Raw genomic sequence first — 7257 nt, 5'->3', positions numbered from 1 at the left:
TTTCACGCCCACCCCGGTTAACTTCGAAGACCCGGTAAAGCACACCGAGCCTGATCTGATCCTCCGTCACTCCAGGAGTGTCACAGGAGCCCGCGGACGCCTTTCCGGACGAGCAACCGCCGGTGCCGGCGGCTACCACCAGCAGGGCGGCGGCGATACCCAAGGGCAGGACTGGGCGGCGCATAGGCGAGGGACCCCCGAGGAGAACAAGACAGGCAGCGCAGGGAAATATCCGTTCACGCTCCGGCCCGCTCGACGAATGGGCGAGAGCGCGTGGGCGGACCTCGCTGTATATGGACTATGGGACAGCTACCGCCGACCGTCGGCTGGTGCCCGCCGGCAGACGTCCCGACATTACCCAACACCACCTTCGTGGCGTAGCGGTTCAGCTGACGTGGCCGGGTGTTCGGTGTCCCGCGGGAAATCATTGTCACCACGGCTACAGTTGTTCCCGGCGCACGGGACGGCCGGCCAGACAGGCAGGCAGGCAGCCCACCGGCGGAACAACAGCAGGACTCGACAAGCCACGGCCCCGGTGCACGTGGGGTTTCGTGCCCACGGGAGATTTCTTCGCGATCCGTCTCGGTCAGCGCCTCGCCGCGCGCTCGGCGTCCTCGTCGGTGGCCGCATGATGTGTATCACGGTGACGTGATTCACGTGCGGTGCGCTGACCGTTTGAGGCCGCTTCCCAGGCCAACTCGTCCCGGTGCAGCGGCTGGGTCGTCTCGCCCGGGAAGACGGAGATCACCTGGGTGCGGTGGAGCTGGCCGGCGTCGCCGTGGGCGGCAGGTGGTTGGCGGCGAGAGTGGTGTTCATGGTCGGACGCTCCTAGACATGATCAGATGCGGTGCTCGGTGATAACGTCGCCGGTCGCGGCCAGCGCGTCCTGGGATTGCCGGTGCCGTAACGCGATCAGAACGAAGATCGCGTCGAGGACCACCAGGTGCACGATCCGGCTGGTCATGGTTTCGATCCGATAGGCGGTCTCCCGGCTGCCCGCGACCAGCACCGACTCGGTCAGCTCGGTCAGCTCGGTCAGCTCGGTCAGCGGCGAACTGGCGAAACTGGTCAGCGCCACCGTGGCCGCGCCGGTGGTCGCGGCGGTACGCATCGACGCCAACGTCTCGGTCGTCGACCCGGTGTGGCTGATCGCGAAACAGACGTCCCCCGGGCCCAGCATCCGCGCCGACACGTGCTGGACGTGCACATCCGCCGGGTAGACGGCCGGCAGCCCGATCGTCGTCAGCCGGTAGGCGACGTCGGCGGCCAGCGGGGCCGACGTCCCGACCGCGACGAACAGAATCCGCCGCGCGTTGATCAGCAGGTCTACGACGCGGTCCAGCGCGCCCGCGTCCACCGCGCGGGCCGCGACGCTCAGCGCGCCGGCCATCCCCGAGAACACCTTGCGGACCACCTCGGGTGAGCCGTCGTCCGCGGAGATCTCGTCGAGCAGTTGCCGTTCGACCGGGATCGCCTGCCGCGCCAGGCGCAGCTTCAGGTCCTGGAACCCGCGCAGGCCGAGTGTCTGACAGAACCGGATCACCGACCCGACCGAGCTCCCGGACATCTCGGCCAGCTGGGTCACCGACATGTCCAGGACCTCCAGCGGCGCCGGCAGCACCGCATCGGCGACCCGCCGCTCCGCCGGCGACAGGCCCGACAACCGGGATCTGATCAACTCCAGCGCGTCGCCGTCACCGACCGGCCCGGGACCCCGCTCAATATCGCCGACCGGCCCGGAAAATCGCTCAACCACCCGGCTGACGCTAGGCGCCACCCATGAACCTCAGGGGACGGACATGTCAATGACGGAATAACAATCCATATGTCGGTTCATCACTGGAGCAAAGTTCCTCCGCGACAGGCGGAGGCCATTGCACTACACGGAGTCACGATGCGGTCGCGGCCTGGCGGCGGACCGGCCCCGGCACCGGGGTCCGGCCCCGGGCTCCGGGGCCCTTCCCCTCATCGCGTTATCGCGTCATCGCGTGGGATCCCCCTCGTTGGCGTGGGACCCTCGCTCGGGTCTCGTCAGCCGAGGCTGGTGAGGCTGGCGATGGCCTCGTTGAAGCTCTTCGACGGACGCATGACGGCCGCGGCCTTGACGGGGTCGGGCTGGTAGTACCCCCCGATGTCGGCCGGCGAGCCCTGGACCGCGATCAGTTCGTCGACGATCGCCTTCTCCTCGTCGGCGAGCGTCTTGGCGAGACCGGCGAACGCCTCCGCGAGACGGGGGTCGCCGGTCTGCGCGGCCAGCTCCTGCGCCCAGTAGAGCGCCAGGTAGAAGTGGCTGCCGCGGTTGTCGAGGCCCCCCAGCCGGCGGCTGGGCGACTTGTCCTCGTTGAGGAAGGTGGCGGTCGCGCGGTCGAGGGTGTCGGCGAGCACCTGGGCACGCGCGTTGCCCGTCGTCCGCGCGAACTGCTCGAAGCTGGCCGCGAGCGCCAGGAACTCGCCCAGGCTGTCCCAGCGCAGGTAGTTCTCCTTGAGCAGCTGCTGGACGTGCTTGGGCGCGGAGCCGCCGGCGCCGGTCTCGAACAGGCCGCCGCCGTTCATGAGCGGGACGACCGAGAGCATCTTGGCACTCGTGCCGAGCTCCAGGATCGGGAACAGGTCGGTCAGATAGTCACGCAGCACGTTGCCGGTGACCGAGATCGTGTCCTCGCCGCGGCGGATCCGCTCCAGCGAGAACGCGATCGCGTCGACCGGAGCCTTGATCTCGATCCGCAGCCCGGAGGTGTCGTGCTCGGGCAGGTACGCCCGGACCTTCTCGATCAGCCTCGCGTCGTGGGCGCGGTTCTCGTCGAGCCAGAACACCGCCGGGTCACCGGTGGCGCGGACGCGCGTGACGGCGAGCTTCACCCAGTCCCGGATCGGCGCGTCCTTGGCCTGGCAGGCGCGGAAGATGTCGCCGGCGGCGACCGCCTGCTCCAGCACCACGGTGCCGGCCTGGTCGACGATCCGCACCGTGCCCGTGGTAGGGATCTCGAAGGTCTTGTCGTGACTGCCGTACTCCTCGGCCTTCTGCGCCATCAGGCCGACGTTGGCCACCGAGCCCATCGTCGCGGGGTCGTAGGCGCCGTGCGCCCGGCAGTCGTCGATGACGACCTGGTAGATGCCGGCGTAGCTCGAGTCGGGCAGGACCGCCAGGGTGTCCGCCTCCCGGCCGTCCGGGCCCCACATGTGGCCGGAGGTACGGATCATGGCCGGCATGGAGGCGTCGACGATGACGTCGCTGGGCACGTGCAGGTTGGTGATGCCGCGGTCGGAGTCGACCATCGCCAGGGCGGGGCCCTCGGCGAGCTCCGCGGCGAAGGAGGCCTTGATCTCCTCGCCCTCGGGCAGCGATTCCAGGCCCTTGAGGATGCCGCCGAGCCCGTCGTTCGGGGACAGACCGGCCGCGGCGAGCGTCGCGCCGTGGGTGACGAACGTCTTCGGGAAGAAGGCCCGTACCACGTGGCCGAAGACGATCGGGTCGGAGACCTTCATCATCGTGGCCTTCAGGTGCACCGAGAACAGCACGCCCTCGGCCTTGGCCCGGGCGATCTGCGCGGTGAGGAACTCGCGCAGCGCGGCCACCCGCAGGACGGCCGCGTCCACGACCTCGCCCACCAGCACCGGCAGGGACGGGAGCAGGACGGTGGTGCTGCCGTCGTCACCCGCGAGCTCGATGCGCAGCGTGCCGGCCTCGGCGATGATCGTGGACTTCTCGGTGGAGCGGAAGTCGTCGGCGCTCATCGTGGCGACGTTCGTCTTCGAGTCGGGTGCCCACGCGCCCATCCGGTGCGGGTGGGTCCGGGCGTAGTTCTTCACCGAGGCCGGGGCGCGGCGGTCGGAGTTGCCCTCGCGCAGCACCGGGTTGACGGCGCTGCCCTTCACCTTGTCGTAACGGGCGCGGATCTCCCGCTCCTCGTCGGTCTTCGGGTCGTCCGGGTAGTCCGGCAGCGCGTAGCCCTGCTGCTGCAGCTCGACGATCGCCGCCTTCAGCTGCGGAATCGAAGCCGAGATGTTCGGCAGCTTGATGATGTTCGCCTCGGGCGTCCTGGCCAGCTCACCGAGCTCGGCGAGCGCGTCCTCGACGCGCTGGGCCTCCTCGAGATCCTCGGGGAAACTGGCGATGATCCGCCCCGCCAGGGAGATGTCGCGGCTGTCGACACTGACCCCGGCCGTCGCGGCGTACGCCTGGACCACGGGCAGGAACGAGTACGTCGCCAGGGCCGGAGCCTCGTCAGTGTGTGTATAGATGATGGTCGAGTCAGTCACCGATACTCCGCTTCGCGTCTGTTTCATCTGGGTATCAAGGTATGCCCTGAACGCCCGCTCCACCGGGGTCCTCGCCGGGCCGGGGCTGTCGGCAGCGGCACCCCACCGACCAGCATGATCGTTATATCGGGTCTCCCCGCGCGCGGGGCTCGGTGACGCTCCGGACAACCCGGGCACGCGGTCGCCGGCCGGTCCCGGACGGCCCGGCTCGCCGGCCATGGAGCCAACCTCGGGGCCAACCTCTCCAAACGCAACGCGACCATCTCCTCCGGACTCGCCGCGGTGGGGGCCGATGTAGCTTATTTCCTCGGCGACCGCGGCCGCCACATCCGGATCAGCCGCCGGCAACCGGGTGCGGGTGGGACGGCGCCGGGCAGGTGTTGGGAAAGTGTTGGGAAAGTGTCGAGCAGATGCTAGGTACTGCCACCCGCGGTGGCGGACACGACGCGGAGCAGGACGGTCAGGCGGTCCCAGGCGACGAGGGTGGCATCGTCACGCTCCTCGGTGGGCGGTGCCGCGGCGAGAAGCTGCACGGTTTTCACCGCCGCGTACAAGTACAGCGGTCGGGGCCGCCAGGCGATCAGCTGCGGGTACGTCTCGTCCAGCGCCCGGTGGACGAGGTACCGGACCGGAGCATCGGGGCGATGGTGCCCGGAATCCAGCTGGTGGAGGATGGCGGCGGCAGCGTCGATTTCGTCCGCGTCCGGGATCCAGGCGTAGGCCCGCAGGGCGGTCTCCGCTTCGGTGAGCGCCTCGCCCGCGGCTGCTATCGGGTCTCCGTCGCCGTGGGGCACGGGCGGCGGGGCCCAGTCATCGTCGTCGTCGGTCATAGGACCACCGTCCCTCACCGCGGGCGTCCTGGGCTGGCGACTGACGTCCTCCCCGCCCTGAAAGGTGGGCATCCCAACTCCTACACACCCACCAAAGGGGTGCGTGGTGGTGAGGTCCGCGGTTCACCGGCACGGCCGGTGCCATGCCTCCCCGTGCGTTCACCGCACGTCCTGCGGCAATATCCTGGGCGGCGTTGATGTCGGCGTTGCACCGAAACCCGCAGGCGACACCTGCGAAGATGACGACACCCGCGACGCCTCACCGGCCGTCGACCAGCGCGTAGAACTCATCTGTCCACGCCGGTGCCCCAACCGGCCCCAGGAAAGTTGATGTGATGGACGACGACACGACCGCGCAACATCGCAAAGCGGTGATATTCCGTGAGCTACACGAGCAGGACAGCCCGTTTGTCATGGCAAATGCCTGGGACGCCGGAAGCGCGCGCCTGCTAACGCAAGCCGGCTTTGTCGCCATCGGAACCACAAGTGCCGGGCTGGCCCTCAGCCACGGTGTGGCCGACGGCGCGAACCTGATCGACCGCACGCTGACTCTTGCCAACGTCCGTGCGATCGCCGCCGCAACCCCGCTACCGGTCTCCGCCGACCTCGAGAGCTGCTTCGCGCAGACGCCCAGGGACGTCGAGGAGACCGTTCTGCTGGCCGCCGAGGCTGGAGCCGTCGGGGGGTCCATCGAGGACGCCACCGGAATACCGCAGGCGCCGATCCTGGCCTTGGACGACGCCGTCACACGAGTCGGCCACGCGGTCGCCGCCGCGCGAAGCCTGCCCTTCCCCTTCGTCATCACGGCACGCGCCGAAAACTTTCTCTACGGCCACCCCGATCTCGAAGATACGATACGCCGCCTTCAAGCGTACGCGGCGGCCGGCGCCGATGTGCTTTACGCCCCGGGCCTACTGGGCCCGGACTCCATCCGCGAGGTCTGCAAGCGGGTCCAAGGCCCGGTGAACGTCCTGGTGGGCCCGCCCCCCGTTCCCGTCGGTGACCGAACTGGGCCTGCTCGGTGCCCGCCGCATCAGTTTCGGCTCCCTCCTGCCGCGTATCGCTCTCGCGGCCGTGCTGCACGCGGCCCGGGAAATCTACGAAGAAGGTACGTTCTCAGGCGCCGCCGAGGCGACACCCTATGCGCAGGCCAATCAGATGATGTCCTCGGAGGTGCGGTAGCGCGGGCGGAGGCGGCTGCTCTTCACCGCCGTACGGGTCCGCCGACGACCGTGCCGGCAGCACCACCGTCAGCGGTCCCCGGCCCATCGACGGTCCGCTTCGTCCCAGTCCTCGTTGCGCCTGTCCAACCCCTGCCGCCAGTTCTCGGCGTCCGAGGCACTGCCGTAGGGACCCAGGCGCCGATGACCGGGCGCATCCGGCGGGTTCTCCGCGCGTCCGTGGTCGAGACACCACCACCAGCCGGACGGGTTCCAGGCCGAACTGTCCACGGACCCGGACCCGGACCCGGATCGGGAACGGGAACGGGAACGGGCCCGGCGGCGCGCCGCCATCCCTCGTAGCCATGTCCACATAGCCGTCTCCTACCCGGGTCACGCGCGCCCGATCCCCCCGCGGCGATGTCGTTCCGGCCGAGCCGGACTCACCCGCTACGTCGACCGGCTCACCGGATACGTCGACCGGCGGTAGGAAGACGACGATGCGAAGACGACGATGACGAGACGACAACAAGGAGACGACAATGAGCCACGAAACCACGCCGTCGTACGCCGCCGAGACCCGGCCGTTCCCACTGGAGCCGACGCCGATTCACGTGCCCGACGACGTGCTCGCCGACCTCCAGCGGCGCCTGGAGTTGACTCGCTGGCCGCTCGACGCGGGCAACGAGGACTGGTATTACGGCGTGAACCGTGCCTACCTGCAAGAACTTGTCGACTACTGGCGCACCGGCTACGACTGGCGCAAGTCCGAAGCCGCCATCAACGCCTACGAGCACTACCAGGTCGAGGTCGAAGGCGTGCCGGTGCACTTCATGCGCAAGGCCGGAGTCGGCCCCGATCCGATCCCCCTGATCCTCACCCATGGCTGGCCCTGGACGTTCTGGCACTGGTCCAGGGTCATCGATCCGCTGGCCGACCCCGGCGCGTACGGCGGCGATCCCACCGAAGCATTCGACGTGATCATCCCCTCGTTTCCCGGCTTCGGG

5 protein-coding genes and 2 pseudogenes are annotated in these 7257 nt (G+C 69.1%); 3 read left to right on the top strand and 4 right to left on the bottom strand.

Annotated elements, in window-relative coordinates; all coding sequences use genetic code 11:
- The 4 genes and pseudogenes from AC08OQ_RS15955 to AC08OQ_RS15940 all read right to left on the bottom strand — a co-directional run.
- Window positions 1-184: pseudogene (locus AC08OQ_RS15955) on the bottom strand (hypothetical protein); the annotation flags it as partial.
- 654 nt (window positions 185-838) lie between these two features.
- On the bottom strand, window positions 839-1777 hold the full coding sequence (locus AC08OQ_RS15950) for a MurR/RpiR family transcriptional regulator (RefSeq protein WP_476601599.1): 939 nt from the start codon (window positions 1775-1777) through the stop codon (window positions 839-841).
- A gap of 254 nt (window positions 1778-2031) precedes the next feature.
- Window positions 2032-4260 carry an NADP-dependent isocitrate dehydrogenase gene (locus AC08OQ_RS15945; RefSeq protein ID WP_476601600.1) on the bottom strand — a complete coding sequence of 743 codons (2229 nt, stop codon included), beginning with the start codon at window positions 4258-4260 and terminating at the stop codon, window positions 2032-2034.
- A 413-nt stretch (window positions 4261-4673) separates the two neighbouring features.
- Entirely contained in the window at window positions 4674-5090 is a 417-nt protein-coding gene (locus AC08OQ_RS15940; protein ID WP_476601601.1) for a hypothetical protein, read from the bottom strand.
- Window positions 5091-5425: 335 nt separating this feature from the next.
- Here AC08OQ_RS15940 and AC08OQ_RS15935 point away from each other — a divergent pair.
- From AC08OQ_RS15935 to AC08OQ_RS15925, 3 genes and pseudogenes are all read left to right on the top strand, one after another.
- Window positions 5426-6013, top strand: a pseudogene (locus tag AC08OQ_RS15935) (isocitrate lyase/PEP mutase family protein); the annotation flags it as partial.
- A gap of 76 nt (window positions 6014-6089) precedes the next feature.
- Window positions 6090-6272, top strand: coding sequence for a hypothetical protein (locus AC08OQ_RS15930; RefSeq protein ID WP_476601604.1), 183 nt, complete (start codon window positions 6090-6092; stop codon window positions 6270-6272).
- Window positions 6273-6792: 520 nt separating this feature from the next.
- Window positions 6793-7257, top strand: a 465-nt coding sequence (locus AC08OQ_RS15925; RefSeq protein WP_476612154.1) for an epoxide hydrolase N-terminal domain-containing protein, incomplete at its 3' end; no start/stop codon positions are given.

The organism is Frankia sp. CcCS3 (genome assembly GCF_977927575.1).
The sequence above is the reverse complement of the archived record's forward strand: the minus strand, read 5'-3'. Positions and strand labels throughout refer to the sequence as shown.

What these genes read in the sequence shown, in the direction of transcription:
- AC08OQ_RS15940 (WP_476601601.1), bottom strand. Translation starts at nt 5,090, where the DNA reads ATGACCGACGACGACGATGACTGGGCCCCGCCGCCCGTGCCCCACGGC.